The sequence below is a fragment of the Paenibacillus sp. NPDC093718 genome (assembly GCF_050279985.1).
Lineage (GTDB): Bacteria > Bacillota > Bacilli > Paenibacillales > Paenibacillaceae > Paenibacillus_AQ.
Genome location: NZ_JBNNUS010000010.1, coordinates 150,940 through 166,542, shown reverse-complemented (window position 1 = coordinate 166,542; position 15,603 = coordinate 150,940). Strand labels below are relative to the sequence as shown.

At 50.0% G+C, this 15,603-nt stretch carries 15 protein-coding genes and 1 pseudogene; 10 read left to right on the top strand and 6 right to left on the bottom strand.

The window, feature by feature from the left end; all coding sequences use genetic code 11:
• Positions 1 to 1,059 precede the first annotated feature (1,059 nt).
• From ACQKPA_RS26110 to ACQKPA_RS26100, 3 genes are all read right to left on the bottom strand, one after another.
• The gene (locus ACQKPA_RS26110; RefSeq protein WP_427495394.1) at positions 1,060 to 1,599 is read right to left on the bottom strand and encodes a DoxX family protein; all 540 of its coding nucleotides are present in this window, start codon (positions 1,597 to 1,599) and stop codon (positions 1,060 to 1,062) included.
• 808 nt (positions 1,600 to 2,407) lie between these two features.
• Positions 2,408 to 2,932: a DoxX family protein gene (locus tag ACQKPA_RS26105; RefSeq protein WP_427495392.1), complete on the bottom strand. Its 525-nt coding sequence runs from the start codon at positions 2,930 to 2,932 to the stop codon at positions 2,408 to 2,410.
• A gap of 261 nt (positions 2,933 to 3,193) precedes the next feature.
• Entirely contained in the window at positions 3,194 to 3,733 is a 540-nt protein-coding gene (locus ACQKPA_RS26100; RefSeq protein ID WP_427495391.1) for a DoxX family protein, read from the bottom strand.
• 175 nt (positions 3,734 to 3,908) lie between these two features.
• Here ACQKPA_RS26100 and ACQKPA_RS26095 point away from each other — a divergent pair.
• A pseudogene (locus ACQKPA_RS26095) lies at positions 3,909 to 4,399 on the top strand (CatB-related O-acetyltransferase); the annotation flags it as partial.
• A 202-nt stretch (positions 4,400 to 4,601) separates the two neighbouring features.
• Here ACQKPA_RS26095 and ACQKPA_RS26090 read toward each other — a convergent pair.
• Positions 4,602 to 4,955 carry a hypothetical protein gene (locus ACQKPA_RS26090; RefSeq protein WP_427495390.1) on the bottom strand — a complete coding sequence of 118 codons (354 nt, stop codon included), beginning with the start codon at positions 4,953 to 4,955 and terminating at the stop codon, positions 4,602 to 4,604.
• On the bottom strand, positions 4,910 to 5,194 hold the full coding sequence (locus ACQKPA_RS26085; protein WP_411552975.1) for a hypothetical protein: 285 nt from the start codon (positions 5,192 to 5,194) through the stop codon (positions 4,910 to 4,912). The genes ACQKPA_RS26090 and ACQKPA_RS26085 overlap by 46 nt, the downstream gene beginning before the upstream one ends.
• A 503-nt stretch (positions 5,195 to 5,697) precedes the next feature.
• On the opposite strand from ACQKPA_RS26085, the gene ACQKPA_RS26080 reads away from it, so the two are divergent.
• The 5 genes from ACQKPA_RS26080 (at position 5,698) to ACQKPA_RS26060 (ending at position 10,170) form a co-directional block, all read left to right on the top strand.
• Positions 5,698 to 6,777, top strand: coding sequence for a DUF3048 domain-containing protein (locus ACQKPA_RS26080; protein WP_427495389.1), 1,080 nt, complete (start codon positions 5,698 to 5,700; stop codon positions 6,775 to 6,777).
• Between the two features lie 230 nt (positions 6,778 to 7,007).
• On the top strand, positions 7,008 to 7,622 hold the full coding sequence (locus ACQKPA_RS26075) for a DUF47 domain-containing protein (RefSeq protein ID WP_427495387.1): 615 nt from the start codon (positions 7,008 to 7,010) through the stop codon (positions 7,620 to 7,622).
• A gap of 15 nt (positions 7,623 to 7,637) precedes the next feature.
• Positions 7,638 to 8,627 carry an inorganic phosphate transporter gene (locus ACQKPA_RS26070; RefSeq protein ID WP_427495386.1) on the top strand — a complete coding sequence of 330 codons (990 nt, stop codon included), beginning with the start codon at positions 7,638 to 7,640 and terminating at the stop codon, positions 8,625 to 8,627.
• 103 nt (positions 8,628 to 8,730) lie between these two features.
• Positions 8,731 to 9,687, top strand: coding sequence for a magnesium/cobalt transporter CorA (gene corA / locus ACQKPA_RS26065; protein ID WP_427495385.1), 957 nt, complete (start codon positions 8,731 to 8,733; stop codon positions 9,685 to 9,687).
• A 117-nt stretch (positions 9,688 to 9,804) separates the two neighbouring features.
• Positions 9,805 to 10,170: a YrhK family protein gene (locus tag ACQKPA_RS26060; RefSeq protein ID WP_427495384.1), complete on the top strand. Its 366-nt coding sequence runs from the start codon at positions 9,805 to 9,807 to the stop codon at positions 10,168 to 10,170.
• A 215-nt stretch (positions 10,171 to 10,385) separates the two neighbouring features.
• Here ACQKPA_RS26060 and ACQKPA_RS26055 read toward each other — a convergent pair whose 3' ends face one another.
• The gene (locus ACQKPA_RS26055; protein WP_427495382.1) at positions 10,386 to 10,994 is read right to left on the bottom strand and encodes a hypothetical protein; all 609 of its coding nucleotides are present in this window, start codon (positions 10,992 to 10,994) and stop codon (positions 10,386 to 10,388) included.
• 288 nt (positions 10,995 to 11,282) lie between these two features.
• On the opposite strand from ACQKPA_RS26055, the gene ACQKPA_RS26050 reads away from it, so the two are divergent.
• From ACQKPA_RS26050 to rlmD, 4 genes are all read left to right on the top strand, one after another.
• Complete coding sequence (locus ACQKPA_RS26050) at positions 11,283 to 11,573, top strand: YerC/YecD family TrpR-related protein (protein WP_053489879.1); 291 nt, start codon at positions 11,283 to 11,285, stop codon at positions 11,571 to 11,573.
• Positions 11,574 to 11,576: 3 nt separating this feature from the next.
• Entirely contained in the window at positions 11,577 to 12,341 is a 765-nt protein-coding gene (locus ACQKPA_RS26045) for a sirohydrochlorin chelatase (protein ID WP_427495380.1), read from the top strand.
• Between the two features lie 18 nt (positions 12,342 to 12,359).
• On the top strand, positions 12,360 to 13,241 hold the full coding sequence (locus ACQKPA_RS26040) for a diacylglycerol kinase (RefSeq protein WP_009592325.1): 882 nt from the start codon (positions 12,360 to 12,362) through the stop codon (positions 13,239 to 13,241).
• 285 nt (positions 13,242 to 13,526) lie between these two features.
• Complete coding sequence (gene rlmD, locus ACQKPA_RS26035; RefSeq protein WP_427495379.1) at positions 13,527 to 15,101, top strand: 23S rRNA (uracil(1939)-C(5))-methyltransferase RlmD; 1,575 nt, start codon at positions 13,527 to 13,529, stop codon at positions 15,099 to 15,101.
• Positions 15,102 to 15,603: the final 502 nt, after the last annotated feature.

Below are 15,603 nucleotides of genomic sequence, written 5' to 3'. Positions count from 1 at the left end.
GTGACTAGACAGTGCCCGTATGAACTACGCTCGACCGTAAATACGACGCACAAATGTAAGTACAGCGCTCTTTGGACCTCAGATCCGCTATTTTCGTAATACGCTCACTTTTTATGGGTTTATCGGACACACGATCCGTTAAGTAGCGGATAATCGGGAAAATGAGGACCTCATATGGTGAATAACGGATCTCTGGTCCGTTCGTGTTAAAGAAATGGTACTTTTGGTCAAAATAAGGTCCGCTGAGTCCGCTGAAATTGTAAGTGACTAGACAGTGCCCGTATGAACTACGCTCGACCGTAAATACGACGCACAAATGTAAGTACAGCGCTCTTTGGACCTCAGATCCGCTATTTTCGCAATACGCTCACTTTTTATAGGTTTATCGGACACACGATCCGTTAAGTAGCGGATAATCGGGAAAATGAGGACCTCATATGGTGAATAACGGCTCTCTGGTCCGTTCGTGTTAAAGAAATGGTACTTTTGGTCAAAATAAGGTCCGCTGTGTCCGCTAAAATTGTAAGTGGCTAGACAGTGCCGGTATGAACTATGCTCGAATGTAAGTACGACGCTCGAACGTGAGTACAGCGCTCTTCGGACCTGAGATCCGCTATTTTCGCAATACGCTCGCTTTTTATGGGTTTATCGGACACACGATCCGTTAAGTAGCAGATAATCGGGAAAATGAGGACCTCATTTGGTGAATAACGGATCTCTGGTCCGTTCGAGTCAAAGAAAGGGTGCTTTTGGTCAAAATAAGGTCATCTGAGTCCGCTGAAATCGTAAGTGACTAGGCAGTGCCCGTATGAACTACGCTCGACCGTAAATACGACGCTCGACCGTAAGTACAACGCTCAAATGTATGGCGCTCAAATGTATGACAGTGCTCGACCCATATCCCAGATCTCCAACGTATGCCAAACCTCCAACGCAACAGACCTCCAACTTACAACAAACCTCCAACGTATGCCACAACAAAAACAGCCCGGCTTGATTGCTCAAGTCGGGCTGTGTAATCAATTAGGTTAGTTTTTTGGTTACAGCTGCATACCCAGGTTATGCCGTTTGTTTTTTAAATGGTGTGTGCGTGGTGCCATCGCCTTTAGTTGTTCTGTGCATCACTTTGTTCCACAGGCCGCGGAGGTAAGGGAGAACCCAATGGTCGAGTCCGATTTTACCGGCGTTGGCAGCAGCGACGATGATCAGCACTTCAAGCAGTAACATTTGGGCGTTGGTGCTCACCGTACCCGAGAAGAGGAATGCGGCGTTCATCACAAGTCCCATCAGAGCGGCGAAGGTAGTGAAGGTACCGAGGATCAGTCCGACCCCTACGAGAAACTCACCGAGCGGGATGATGAAGTTGAAGAGCTTCACGCCTGGCAGTGCGCCGTGTTCGAGGAACGCTGCCCACCAGCCTTGTACCGCGGGGTGATCGCCGGCTGCCTTGGCAATCGCGCCTTGCAGGAAACCGCCTGCATCAAATCCGCCTGTCAATTTACCCCAACCTGCCGTCATCCACTCATAACCGATATAGACCCGAATGATGGTCAGCAGCCACATTGCCAATTTGTTTGTTCTCAGCCAGTTGTTAAACATATAAACCACTCCTTAAAAGTATGATTTCTTTTTTATGAAAGCTTCCTTGCCAATTCTCGGTTGTGTTAAAGTTCTGCGATGTTGTTCTTTAGGAAGATGATCATCTCTTTCATGTCTTTATTATAAGTGAAATAAATCACAATATATGTGATTAAAGTCACATTTGTGATAAAAATCATAAAAAACTTTAAAATCGTGAGTTGGCAAGGGTAAGTGACAGATGATAAGCGATGGGGAGCACAGGTGCAATATATAGAAGAGACATAGGAGAAACACGGGACAGTGAGGAGAACATACGCGGTAGGATATGTGGTGGTAAGCATGGTGTGTGGAGGATTGTGGAAGTAGGCAAATGGGTAGTAAACAGGTGATTAGTAAGTAATATGGAATAAATAAAGCTAGTAGTACAAAGCCAGCAAAAGGAAATCCAGCAAGCTGTAAGCAGTATGCGCTAAGCAGCACCTAGTACCTGGTGCGTGAAGATAAAGATGCAACGCATTGGGAGATAGCTATCGCTAGCACCGCTGGGTTCGGTGTGAAATCGTTACTTGGGGCAAAATGGTTATAAGACACGGATGACCGGTACCGGTGGCATCGGTCACCCGTTGTTTTATAGAGGTAAGCCAAGCTGTAAGAGGTCGGAGAGAGGAGGAGCATCAATCATTCATGTTTAGACATGACGTAAGTGTCGGTCTCAACTGAGGATCTGAGGAGTCAGCAGCCCATTCATATTACTGGGGAATAAAGCGATCTGCTTGATTTTATTCTGTGATTATACTGCCCCTAATCTCCCACATCCCTTGTAAAATCAAACCGCCTGATTCTGTAGAGAGGAGGGGTCGCTGCTGATTTTTGCTTTGCGCGTGAGTTTATCTTGGAGGTAGGGCATGAGCCAGCGGTCGATTCCAATCTTTCCGCTGTTGGCAGCCGAGAGGATGATCAGGAATTCGAGCAGCAGGAGCTGACCGTTGATGCTGATGGCACCGGAAAAGAGATACGCAGCGTTCATCACGAGCCCCATCAGCGCAGCGAACACAGTGAAGGTGCCGAGAATGAGGCCAAGCCCGACGAGGAATTCGCCCAGTGGAACGATGACGTTGAACCATTTGACGCCGGGCAGCGCGGCATGCTTGAGAAATACGGCCCACCAATCCTGAACCGCAGGGTGCTCACCCGTGGATTTGGCGATGGCCCCTTGCATAAATCCGGTCGCATCAAAGCCCCCCGTTAACTTGCCCCAGCCTGCTGTCAGCCACTTATACCCGACGTACACCCGAATGACCGTCAGCAGCCACATTGCGATTTTGCTGGATTGCAACCATTGAATAAACATCAGCACCACTCCTCCAATGAATAATCATTCTCTTTTTTGTTTTCAGATTTTTGCGAATTTGAAAATCGTAATCACGACGGAAGCCGAAAAAACAGCAACGATCTATATAATGTCGCATCATCACAAATTATTCATATTTGCAAAAATCTGTATTTAAATACAGTATTCGCATAGACTGCGATTTGGCATAGGTTCTTGGCACGAAAAAAAGACGATGGAGAACCGGAATTCTCCAACGTCTTTGTATGGATCGTTATGAGGTTAAGCTGTGCGTTTTTTCAGATGAGTCGTCGGTGCTTTGGGTTCATGATCACGGTGGGTCATTTTATTCCACAGGCCGCGAAGGTAAGGGAGAACCCAACGGTCGAGACCGATTTTACCGGCGTTGGCAGCGGCGACGATGATCAGTACTTCAAGCAGCAGCATTTGGGCGTTGGTGCTCACAGTGCCCGAGAAGAGGAACGCGGCGTTCATGACGAGTCCCATCAGGGCGGCGAAGGTGGTGAAGGTACCGAGAATGAGACCGAGACCTACCAGGAATTCACCGAGCGGGATGATGATGTTGAAGAGTTTCACGCCCGGCAATGCCGCATGTTCGAGGAACGCTGCCCACCAGCCTTGGACGGCGGGGTGATCGCCGGTTGCATTGGCAATCGCGCCTTGGAGGAACCCACCTGCGTCAAATCCGCCGCCTGTCAATTTGCCCCAACCTGCTGTCAGCCATTCATAACCGATATAGACCCGGATGAAGGTCAGCAGCCACATTGCAACTTTGTTCGTTCTCAGCCAATTGTTAAACATATAAACCACTCCTTAAATGAGTTTTGATTTTTGGGATTAACGGGTTATAACGTTGTTTCTGATGCGATGTTGTCGATTCTTGTTGCCTTGGGAAGTGATCACCTTCTCTATGTCTTTATTATAAGTGAAAATATTCACATTACATGTGATGAATATCACAAAGTTGTGAACATTTCAAGTATTGTATCATTATGAGGTCATCGGGACCAAGTTGATCATTGGGAAATTCTGTTCGATCGCTCCTGAAGTAAGATTTCTTATGGATGGCGGCAATCACAGGATGGATGGGTCAACCTTTCCGTTTAATATTTTCGGACATGGGTGGGAGAAACGCACCCCTTCTCTAAATCAATTGTCGATAAAAGGAGATACGGTTGTTGGTAACGATGTCTGGATCGGCAGACGCGCCACGATTATGCCGGGGGTGCGAATCGGCGACGGATCTATCATCAGCGCGGAAGCTGTGGTCGTGAAGGATGTTGAACCCTATACCATTGTCGGTGGAAATCCTGCTAGGGAAATAAAGCAACGTTATTCACCGAAGCCATTCAAGAACTTTTGGAGATTAAATGGTGGGACTTCGATATCGATCTCATTAACCAGTATATTGGCGCGATTGTAAGCGGAGATATGGAAACGCTAAAAGGAATGAAACAGCGTCCTTAAATTGATTTCTTTTTTAGAAGGCAATATGTATGAGGGTTTTGATACATGAATATACAGTCAATACACAGGATTTCGGGCCATACGGAATAACGAGGGGAAAAGGATGCCGGCGATGAGAAATCGAAGGAACCGTCAAGATCGGTGACCTCTTACTTTAACAAGCCTTGTCATTGATGTGTGGTTGCTCCTAAAATAATAGGAGTTATCTTTGCCCAAAAAAGGCGCCCTGGCTATGGGCGCCTTTTTTATATTTTTGGTTTATTTCCTTTTTAAGGCCTCCGTAGCTATCAGCCAATTCACGCGAAGCATATTTGGCATTGTTTTCGTGTCTATCATAAGCTTTTTCAAAAATTTTAACGGGGCCCTTATCACCTATAAGACCATAAACAGTAATTCTTGCTTCAACTCCAATACTGCTACGTTTACTGAGGTCAGAAGTCTGGGTGTTAATGAGACCATTAAAAGATCCTCCAAAAGGGTCGGTGTTATATTTGATAAATCCAAATTCACCTACAACACCAAGTGAATCAGGAAAAATTTTATTACCTTCTGCCATAGGCTGGACTGTATACTCTTTTTAGAGACCGGAGTAGCATGCTTCTTCACAAAATTCGCATCCTCCTCACTAAACTTTTCTCCGACCTCATAACGATCGTTAATTTCATCCAACTTTTCTCGAATTTGAAGATCGGATAATCCTTCTTCAGGCGCTGCGAATGCCATACCAACTCCGCTAAGAGTAAGTGCCATAACAAGTAATGGCGTCAAAGCCAGCCTCATGATTTTCTTTAACATAATAAATCCTCACATTTTTGTATTTTGAACCTTACTAATTGTGGATCTAATAATATAAACACCTAGAAACAGGAAAGGGTTGTGGAAAATATTAAAAAAATATACTAATTTATGGAAGACCTTAATTTAAGAGATAAAAAAAGAGGGAAATTCAGATCAACTCAAAAGACACATGTACAAATATTTCATTTTGACTAAGCAAAGAAGAAAAGGACCTGCGCTGTCAGGTCTTTTTTTTCAGTGAACCCGAAGACTTGCTTAAAGAAGTCGGGTTACCTTTGATATTCAGGATTGTATCCCTTCTATATACAGACAAAGCGCGGTACAGACAAAGCACGGATTTTGTGATTAAATGTAAACTAAAGTTGGATTGTCGGTTGGAAATTTTGGGGAAATAGGTTGGAAATTTAGGGTAATAAGTAATGGGAGCGTTCATAGGGGGAAACCATATGTTTAGCAAAGGGTCTTTGTCTTTCCAAAAATTCGCGTGGAGGACAAGCTTAATGTCGATGGCGACAGTGCTTATGCTGTCGGGCTGCGGAGGCGATAAACAGCAGGCGGAGCCTGCTCCGGCACCGGTGGTGGAGGCTCCGATCGAGCAGCCGGTCGAAGTGCCTCAAGAGGAAACGCCCTCTCCATATAAGGCACCGCTGACAGGAATGCCGTTAGAAGCGTCACTGACGCAGCGTCCGCTGGCGGTTATGATCAATAACGCACCGGCGGCAAGGCCGCAGTCGGGTCTGGGACAAGCGGATATGGTGTATGAAGTGCTGGCGGAGGGAGGGATCACGCGACTGATCGGCATATTCCAAAGCCAGAGCGGCATTGAGAAGATCGGGCCGATTCGCAGCATTCGTCCTTATCTCATCAATCTTGGCGAGAGCTACGGCGGCGTTCTGGTCCACGCGGGCGGCAGCCCTGAAGCTTATAGCATCATCCAAAAGCAAGGCAAGCAGGATATGGACGAGATCGGAAATGCAGGTTCCTTCTTCTGGAGAGACAAGGAACGCAAAGCGCCGCATAATCTGTATTCCAGCGACGAGAAGCTCCGTGAAGGAGCGGCCAAGCTTAACTATGGCAACGACGTGAAGGTGCCACAATATTCGTTCTATTCGGAGCCGACGGCTGCAAGCGGCGAAGGGGCAGAGGGAACGGCGCCTGTGGAGGTTATTTCCGGTGAACCCGGGGAGAAGGTAGAAATCAAATTTTTGCTAGACAGTTATGTGGTGGCTTATCAGTATGACGGTTCGTCCAATACGTACAAACGGTGGGTTAATGGCTCGCCGCATGTGGATCTCAACGATAACGTTCAGCTTGAGGCTGCGAATGTAATCGTGCTCGGGGCGGATCATAAAGTGCTGGATGATGTGGGCCGGCTTGCCGTGAATGTGGAAGCGGGCGGGAAAGCGATGCTGTTCCAGCGCGGAGAAGTCATCGAAGGGCAGTGGGTACGCGCAGCGGGCGATGCGATCCGTTTTGTGAAGGACGGCAAGGAAGTGCCGTTAGTGCCGGGAACGACGTATTTCAACATTGTGCCGAATTCGCCTTCTTTTGAAAGCCATGTGACCATTACGAATCCTTGATGTATAAGAAGCGGATGTTGGATGCATATCGGGATAATTTGCACTCAGTCGGAGATGTTAATAAGCAAGGGAAATGAAGCGATATCCATGCATCTTCTTTTTTGTTAGTTCCTTACATTTTTGAGTGTTACTTTTCTATACACACCCTGCCATGGATGTGATAAGATAGTCAAGGTTGTCTATCTTTTGAGGGCGTTCGCGGCAATTTATCGAAAAAAGGGGTTAAGAGTATGAAATTGAAGAAGAAGGATATATTCTTCCAAACGTTGGAGAATATGGCCGATACGGTGGTACAAGCCGCAGACTATTTTTCGCAGCACGTTTCCAATCTTGAAGATGTGCTTGAATTTGCCAATGAAATGAAAAAGTACGAGTCGCAGTGTGATACCTATACGCATACCATCATTACTGAACTCAACAAAACGTTTATCACGCCAATCGAACGCGACGATATTATGGACCTGACAACCAGCATGGACGATGTGATGGACGGATTGGAAGCAACGGCATCCCGGTTCTATATGTACAATTTGGGGAAACCTGACGAGTACATGGTACAGTTCGCCGAAATTCTGCGTCAATCGGCTTACGAGATTCAGAAGGCTATACATCTGCTCTCTCAGAAGAAACTTCTGGCTATTCGTGAGTACACGATCCGCTTGAACGATCTGGAGAACCAAGGCGACGAGCTGCTGCGCATCTGTATCAAGGATCTGTTCGCCACCGTCTCTGACCCGATTCTGCTGATCAAGAAAAAAGAGATTTACGAACGACTTGAAACGACCACGGACACCTGCGAAGACGTGGCAAATATGCTGGAATCCATCATTATGCGCAACTCGTAAGGGAGTCTTTGAACAATGGATACAACGATGTTAGTATTAGTAATTGTTGTTTTTTTGGCGCTTGCATTTGACTTCATCAACGGGTTCCACGATACGGCGAATGCCATTGCAACGTCGGTATCGACCCGGGCCTTGAAGCCGCGGGTAGCCATACTGCTCGCAGCGAGCATGAACTTCGTCGGCGCGATGATGTTCACGGGCGTTGCCAAAACCATCGGCGGCAGCGTCGCGGATCCGACCAAGCTGGATAACGGGATCGAGGTAGTTATTGCAACATTGCTTGCAGCCATCATCTGGAACCTGGTTACCTGGTGGTTCGGATTGCCTTCGTCCTCTTCCCATGCTCTGATCGGGGCACTGGCGGGTGCGGTATTCGTCGGCGCGGGCAGCGACATGCTGAATTACGGCGGGTTTAAGGATATCGTATTGGCGCTGGTCCTTTCGCCTATTCTTGCGTTTGTGATCGGTTACGTGGTCATGCAGGTGCTGAAGTTCATCTTTGCCAAGCGTAGTCCGCATACGGTGAACAAAGGCTTCCGTACGATGCAGATCTTTACGGCAGCGCTGCAGTCCTTCACGCACGGTACCAACGATGCGCAGAAGGCGATGGGGATTATCACCTTTGCCCTCGTCACTTCCGGTCAATTGCAGGAGATGGAAGTACCCTTCTGGGTTAAAGTCTCCGCAGCGACAGCGATGGCGCTCGGAACCTCGGTCGGCGGCTGGAAAATCATCAAGACCATGGGTACGAAAATATTCAAAATCGAGCCGATCAACGGCTTCGCCGCGGATTTCTCGGCTGCATCCGTCATCTTCTCGGCTACGCTGCTTCACTTGCCCATCAGTACGACGCATGCCATTACGTCGGCGATTCTCGGCGTAGGCTCAGCGAAACGCTTCTCCGCCGTGAAATGGTCCCTGGCAGGGCGCATCGTAGTGACTTGGTTTATTACGATTCCGATTACGGCTGTACTGGCAGGAGTCATCTTTAAAATTCTTTTCTAAAACGTAATTACACATAGATCATGGATAGTTGTGGGGCCAATCAGGAATCGATTGGCTTTTTTTGTTTAACGAAACCGAAGGTGCATAGGAAGGAGTGCTTATCATGATTCGCACGCTAGCTATTACGCCAAGTTATGAAGCAGTAATCGGGCTTCCACTTGAAGAGATTCGAATCGAGGATTATGTCTGGATCTGGGTCGATTTCAGTGAGCCCACGCTGGAGGAGGCCCGGAAGCTGGATAGCTATTTTCACTTTCATCCGCTGGCGGTGGAGGATTGCATGCACATCCTGCAGCGGCCGAAGCTGGATTATTACGAACAGATGCAGTTCTTGGTCTTACACGCCCTCCAGAAGGATACGTTGGAAGTGGTTGAGGTGGATCTGTTTCTCGCACCTTCGTTTGTTGTCTCTTTCCACGAGAAAGCCATGCCCGAAATGGATGAGGCTTGGGACCGCGTGCTCTCAGTCGCCAGCAAGGGTCCGCTGGGCAAGGACGGCCCGAGCTTCACGGCTTATACGATCATGGATAAGCTGGTGGACCAGTATTTCCCCAGCCTGTTTGCCATCGAGGATGAGCTGGCGGAGCTGGAGAGCCGAGGTGAGAAGGATTCGGTGGAGGAGCTGATGAATCAGGTGTTTGCGCTGCGTTCGAGGCTGCTTCGCCTGCGGCGGACGGTCGTGCCGATGCGGGATCTGCTGTACCGGATCGTGAACTCGCAACATTTGGAGCATCACGCGCACCATGCGTATTTTTCCGACATCTACGACCATCTGCTAAAGCTGGCGGACATGATTGAGGCCGACCGCGAGATGACGGCGGATCTTCGGGACAGTTACATATCGGTGAATTCGAATCGGATGAATACCATCATGAAGACGCTGACGGTGATCACAACCATCTTCATGCCGCTCACCCTGATTGCCGGGATATATGGGATGAATTTCGAGAACATGCCGGAGCTCGAGTGGCATTATGGATACTTCTTCGTGCTGATTCTCATGTTTATCCTTGGCGGGGGCATGGTAATGTGGTTTATGCGCAGAGGCTGGTTTAAATAGAGAGGTTCCGGTTCTCTAAAATGGGAGAAGGTTGTCCAGCACCATAAGCCAATGCTAAATCACTGGGGTTTCTTGTTCCTCCGTAAGGGGTAAAGGCTTGCAGAGGAGGGACTGCATATGAAACTCAGGCTCAAACCACATCTCAAGAAGCGTTCATCGCATCATCCAGATGAGCCTCTGCGTTCCCGGCTGCGGCGCCGGATGCTTCGCTTGGCTTGGAAACGAAAACGAAAGCTCGCCGTGACGAACCGCTATGAGGTGGGCATGGTCATCAGCGAGATTGCGACCGGCCTGTTGTTCATCACAGGCAGCATACTCATGTTCTATCCCCATATGAAGCGGATTCCGACCGTGCTGTATCTGATGGGCAGCATTATGATGCTGCTGCGTTCCGGTCTGCGCGGATCGTATTGGTTTCGGTTAAAATCACTCGAAAGCGTCGAGAATAAAGAAGATGGCCCCGAAGGGGACTGGACGCGCTGATGAGGATATCATAGTGTTGATTAAAAGGATATGGCTCCAGTCTAGGGTAACCGACTGGAGCCTGCTGCATGATGTATGATGGTTCCGATGATCCCGCCTATGGTGAGCTTTAAACGTATCTGCTAAACCCATCGTGACAGATATCCTTCGATGACCAGAGGCTGCGGTGTTTCTGAAACTCACGGTATAGTTTACAGTTTACCGATTTACATAGGTTAACGGCGACGTCTGCCTTTACCGGATGTTTTGCGCGAGCCGGAGCGGCGTCGGCTTCCCGAGGAACGGCGTCTTCGCGGTTTATATTCGTAGCCGTCTTCATTTTGGTCCGTAAATGCGCTTGGAGAGGATCCGCTGCCGCCTCCGCCTTTCTTCTTGCCGAGTGCGCCTGCAAGCAGAGAGACGATGGGAGCAAGCTGCTGGAAGCCCTGCATGACCTTTTGTACCTTGCCAATGTTGTTGACGATGCCGTCGATGCCGCCCATCCGATCGATGAGGCCCTTGATGTCGCTCATATTGTTGACCCCGAGCCCGCCGAGGAGCTTGCCTAATCCGCCTCCACCACCGCTGCCGCCTCCTCCGCCAAGGAGACCTGCCAGACCGCCGCCGCCGGAATTCGTGGATGGAGCCAGAGCCGAAGCTGAAGCTTCCATGTCGGTTACACCGTCGGTATATGGATATAACGCGGTTTCACCCACTTCCGGATAATCGGTGTATGGAGTAATGCCAGGGTATGGCGATGGCGTCTGCGGCAGTGATTCATATTCATTGAGGGAGCGCTGGTTATTAGTGGGTCGGCGGTGATAATAGTGAGAATGTCGCGTCATGATATCACTTTCCTTTTTGAGTTAAGATACTATACTGTATGATACGGGCGGGCGATGGGTTTAGGCGGATGTCCCGATTTTCGGGATAGGAGCGGAATCGGGCGATCGCCCAGGAAGATTTTGGCGAGCACTGGAACGGTGAAATGTGAGTGTGTATAAGGGATGCTGCCTCTGGGTAATGGTTGTCCTGTAGTGCGTGAAATCGTTAATGCTTGAAAATACTATATCCGCTCGGGTACAATGGGAGTGCGAGTGTTATACACAGTAACAATAGGGGATGATCATCCAGTGCAATTAAAGAAGCTAAATGATAAAAGCATCGATCAATTATTCGAAGCGATATTAACCCTGGGCAGTGTGGAAGAGTGCTATGTATTCTTCGATGATCTCTGCACCGTTAACGAAATTCAGTCCTTGTCGCAGCGGCTGGAAGTGGCGCGCATGCTGGGCAAGGGATGCACATACAACCAGATTGAAGCAGAAACGGGAGCCAGCACCGCAACGATTTCGCGTGTGAAGCGCTGCCTGAACTACGGCAATGACGGATATAAAATGACGCTGGAGCGTTTAGGTCGTTAAGATATGACGAAACCGGGTGTGCTGGTTATTAGTCATGGTTCACGTGAACAGAAATGGGTGTCGCTTGTGGACGAAGCCGTCCAGAAGCTGGCATCCGATATGGAAATACCGGTCGTCTCTTCGTACCTGGAGCTGGTAGAGGGCCGTCTGATTCAGGACGGCATCACGGCCTTGGAAGACCAGGGTGTCACCGACATTGTGGTCATTCCGCTATTTGTCTCGTCCGGCAGCACACATGTCGACGAAATAGCTTATGCTATAGGAGCGAAGGCCGTTCCGGACATGGAGACGGACCTGGCGCCGTTTCGGGTCCAGTCCCGGGTTCATTTTGGTACGCCGATGGACGACGACCCCGAGATTGCGGCCATGGTATGGGATAAGGTGAAGGAGCTGTCCGTGAACCCGGCGAAGGAGGTTATTCTTCTCGTCGGACACGGCAGCCGGCATGATCTGTTTCGCAGCCGCTGGGAAAAGGGTATTAACTCTTTGGCACAGCGAGTTAGCGAGGTAAGCGGAACAAGCGCGGATTATGCTTTACTCAGTCCCGGCGATGTTCGGGACAAGGTGACAGCATGGATGGAGCGCGGCTGCGATGTGATCGTAGCTCCGCTTTTTTTAAGTGAGGGGTATTTTACGGAGAAGGTTATACCCGATCGGCTCGAGGGGCTGGAATGCCGATATTCCGGCAGAACCTTGCTTCCGCATCCGCTGCTGCCGCAGTGGATGGAGTCGCAGGCCAAACTTCTTCTTCTATCCTTGAAATCATAAGTAGGTGGCGTATCGTTCATGAGAAATGCAAGGTTAATCTATAACCCAACCTCCGGCCGGGAGGAAATGAAGCGTCGGCTTGCGGATATATTGCACCGTCTGGACAGTGCTGGCATCGAAACCTCCTGTCATGCAACAACCGGAGAGGGGGATGCGACCCGTGAAGCGGCGGATGCCGTCGAACGCGGATACGATCTTGTGATCGCAGCCGGCGGAGACGGTACGCTGAATGAGGTCATTAACGGGATGGCCGGCAGGGATAACCTTCCGCCGCTCGGTATTTTCCCGCTGGGCACAACAAACGATTTTGCGCGGGCGCTCGGCATCTCGAAGAACTGGGAGGAGTATTGCGATCTGGTGATTCGGGGCGAGACACGTCCGATTGATGTAGGTAAAGCGAATGATCGCTACTTCATCAATATCGCGGGCGGCGGTACGCTGACCGAGCTCACATATGAGGTGCCAAGCAAACTGAAGACGATGATCGGGCAGCTGGCGTATTATTTGAAGGGGATCGAGAAAATGGTCAGCCTCGCGCCGCAGGAACTCATCATCAACGCCAGCGGTCATCCGGCGATCCATGACGAGTTCATGGTGTTCCTTATTGCCAACAGCAACTCGGTCGGCGGCTTCGACAAAATCGCACCGGGCGCAAGCATCGACGACGGCTTGTTCGACGTCATTGCGCTGCGCAAGTGTAATCTGGCGGAGTTCGTACGCGTGGCTACGCTCGCCCTGCGCGGTGAGCATATCAACGATAAGCGGGTCGTGCATTTCCGCACCGACTATATGGAGGTTGTCTCCCCGGGACCGGTTCAGCTGAACCTGGACGGCGAGTTCGGCGGCGTCCTGCCGGGCACGTTCCGCGTCCTGCCGCAGCATTTAAGGATTTTTGGCTGAGATGGGCCATTGAACGAGATGGAACAGGCCGGGGATCGCCGCTTAGACTCCAGGCTCTTGTAAGTAAATGATTGGATTTGCAGGCTGAATGGATTGAATAACATACGAGGCTCCCGTATAATGATGGACGTGAGCTTGTGCGCTAAGCTCCCTTGGGGGAGCTTTTTGTTGTTTAAGCGGATGAAGGTTAACGGAAGATCATCCGCATTGATTATGGATGGGTCTCCGATGGGGAATATAGAGTAGTAAGGGACAAGTTGAACGGAAAGAAGTGAACAGCACATCATGAAGAAGAACCGCAAGGGAAGCGACACACGCCGCAGCGGCAAGCCGGCGGCTTCGGCGGCCCTCCTGGACCTGCCGGTGGCCAAGAACGACGAGGTCGTGATCGATATTATAGGAATGAATCATGACGGGGAAGGAGTCGGCCGTGCGGACGGCTACACCTTGTTCGTTCAGGGCGCCCTGCCGGGCGAGAAGGCCCGGGTGAAGGTGCTCAAGACCAAGAAGCAGTATGGCTACGCCAAGCTGCTGGAGCTGGTCGAGCAAAGCCCGAACCGCATCGCGGCCCCATGCCCGATATACGACCAATGCGGCGGCTGCCAGCTGCAGCATATGAGTTATGCCGGACAGCTGGAGTGGAAGCGCCAGCTGGTGGTGGACAACCTGGAGCGGATAGGAAAGCTGCGGGTGGCGCGTGAGGCGGAAGGTACTGGAGAGACGCGTGGGGGCGATGAGCGGAGTGGCACAGATGGTGGAGGGGACATTGAGATTTCCAATGGGACCAATCCTGCCGTGTCCGGCGTTGATTCAGATCAAGAGGGGATCCTCGTGCGGCCGACACTCGGTATGAGCGAGCCTTGGCGCTACCGCAACAAGTCTCAGGTGCCGATCGGCGTAACGGAAGGCGGCCTGGTCGGCGGCTTCTACGCCCGCGGCAGCCACCGGATCGTGGATATGGAGACGTGCCTCATCCAGCACGAACAGAACGACGAGGTCGTCAGCCGCGTCAAAGCCATCGGGCGGAAGCTCGGCATCACCGCCTACAATGAAGAGACAGGTCAGGGCCTGCTTCGCCATGTCGTTGTGAAGATCGGTTTTGCTACCCGGGAGATGATGATTGTGCTCGTCACGAACGGCGAGCGGATACCGCGCGTGAACGAGTGGATCGCTGCGATCCGTGAAGAGCTCCCTGCCGTGGTAAGCGTTTGTCAGAACGTGAACACACGTAAAACGAACGTTATTTTCGGGGATGTAACTCGTGTCTTGTGGGGGCGTGAGGTCATCCATGACTATATCGGCGATGTGAAGTTCGCGATTTCCGCGCGTTCCTTCTATCAGGTGAACCCGGCTCAGACCGAAGTGCTGTATGGTAAAACGGTGGAGTATGCCGGATTAACCGGGGAAGAGACCGTGATCGATGCCTATTGCGGCATTGGGACGATATCCCTGTTCTTGGCCCAACATGCCAAGAAGGTGTATGGGGTCGAGATCGTGAAGGAAGCGATCGAGGATGCGCGTGCAAATGCCGAGCTCAATGGTATGAAGCATGTGGAGTTCGAGGTGGGTGCTTCCGAGGATGTGATTCCACGCTGGAAAGAGCAAGGTATCGAGGCGGATGTCATCGTCGTCGATCCGCCACGTAAGGGCTGTGATCCGCGATTGCTGGAGACGATCCTTGAGATGAAACCGGAGCGCGTAGTTTATGTGAGTTGTAATCCGTCCACGCTGGCAAGGGATTTGCGGGTGCTGGAGGATGGCGGGTATCGGACGGTAGAGGTAACGCCGGTAGATATGTTTCCCCATACGGTGCATGTGGAGAGTGTGGCGGTGTTGGTTAGGGACGGTATAGATTGCTGAGAATGAAGTGGTAGAAATTGATTGGTTAGTTTGAATACATCTAACGTTAAGTTCTTTGCTCTAGGAAAGGTACACCCCTCGGGAAATGAGGTGGTTGTACCTTTTTCTAGTATAATTAAAATATCATGAGGAACAGGTGAGCCAAATGATATGACTGCAGCAAATCGTAAGTCCATATCAATACGGCTGCGGTAAATCAATGATAGGTTTTTCCTTAGTGGATGAGGAGCTTAAGCAGGATACTGCCTGTACAACGAATGAAATGCAAATGATCTTATTTAGAATGTTAATAATAACTGCTCTAAGCTATTATTGTAATATCCGACGTTATCATCGTACTGCAGATCAAATACGACATGTTGTTCAAGTAATAAGGGGGAGTTTATTGTGTCGATGGAACCATTATTGAATCCAGAAAATTATACTATCGAAAAATGCAGTGTTGATTTATTACATTATCTTAGGCAGTTTAATATAGAAGATGTATTCCGACTTATTGGTT

Excerpts from the sequence above, each read along its gene's own strand:
- ACQKPA_RS26110 (WP_427495394.1), bottom strand. The coding sequence starts at position 1,599 with ATGTTTAACAACTGGCTGAGAACAAACAAATTGGCAATGTGGCTGCTG.
- ACQKPA_RS26105 (WP_427495392.1), bottom strand. The coding sequence starts at position 2,932 with ATGTTTATTCAATGGTTGCAATCCAGCAAAATCGCAATGTGGCTGCTG.
- ACQKPA_RS26100 (WP_427495391.1), bottom strand. The coding sequence starts at position 3,733 with ATGTTTAACAATTGGCTGAGAACGAACAAAGTTGCAATGTGGCTGCTG.
- ACQKPA_RS26090 (WP_427495390.1), bottom strand. The coding sequence starts at position 4,955 with ATGGCAGAAGGTAATAAAATTTTTCCTGATTCACTTGGTGTTGTAGGT.
- ACQKPA_RS26085 (WP_411552975.1), bottom strand. The coding sequence starts at position 5,194 with ATGTTAAAGAAAATCATGAGGCTGGCTTTGACGCCATTACTTGTTATG.
- ACQKPA_RS26080 (WP_427495389.1), top strand. The coding sequence starts at position 5,698 with ATGTCGATGGCGACAGTGCTTATGCTGTCGGGCTGCGGAGGCGATAAA.
- ACQKPA_RS26075 (WP_427495387.1), top strand. The coding sequence starts at position 7,008 with ATGAAATTGAAGAAGAAGGATATATTCTTCCAAACGTTGGAGAATATG.
- ACQKPA_RS26070 (WP_427495386.1), top strand. The coding sequence starts at position 7,638 with ATGGATACAACGATGTTAGTATTAGTAATTGTTGTTTTTTTGGCGCTT.
- corA (WP_427495385.1), top strand. The coding sequence starts at position 8,731 with ATGATTCGCACGCTAGCTATTACGCCAAGTTATGAAGCAGTAATCGGG.
- ACQKPA_RS26060 (WP_427495384.1), top strand. The coding sequence starts at position 9,805 with ATGAAACTCAGGCTCAAACCACATCTCAAGAAGCGTTCATCGCATCAT.
- ACQKPA_RS26055 (WP_427495382.1), bottom strand. The coding sequence starts at position 10,994 with ATGACGCGACATTCTCACTATTATCACCGCCGACCCACTAATAACCAG.
- ACQKPA_RS26045 (WP_427495380.1), top strand. The coding sequence starts at position 11,577 with ATGACGAAACCGGGTGTGCTGGTTATTAGTCATGGTTCACGTGAACAG.
- ACQKPA_RS26040 (WP_009592325.1), top strand. The coding sequence starts at position 12,360 with ATGAGAAATGCAAGGTTAATCTATAACCCAACCTCCGGCCGGGAGGAA.
- rlmD (WP_427495379.1), top strand. The coding sequence starts at position 13,527 with ATGAAGAAGAACCGCAAGGGAAGCGACACACGCCGCAGCGGCAAGCCG.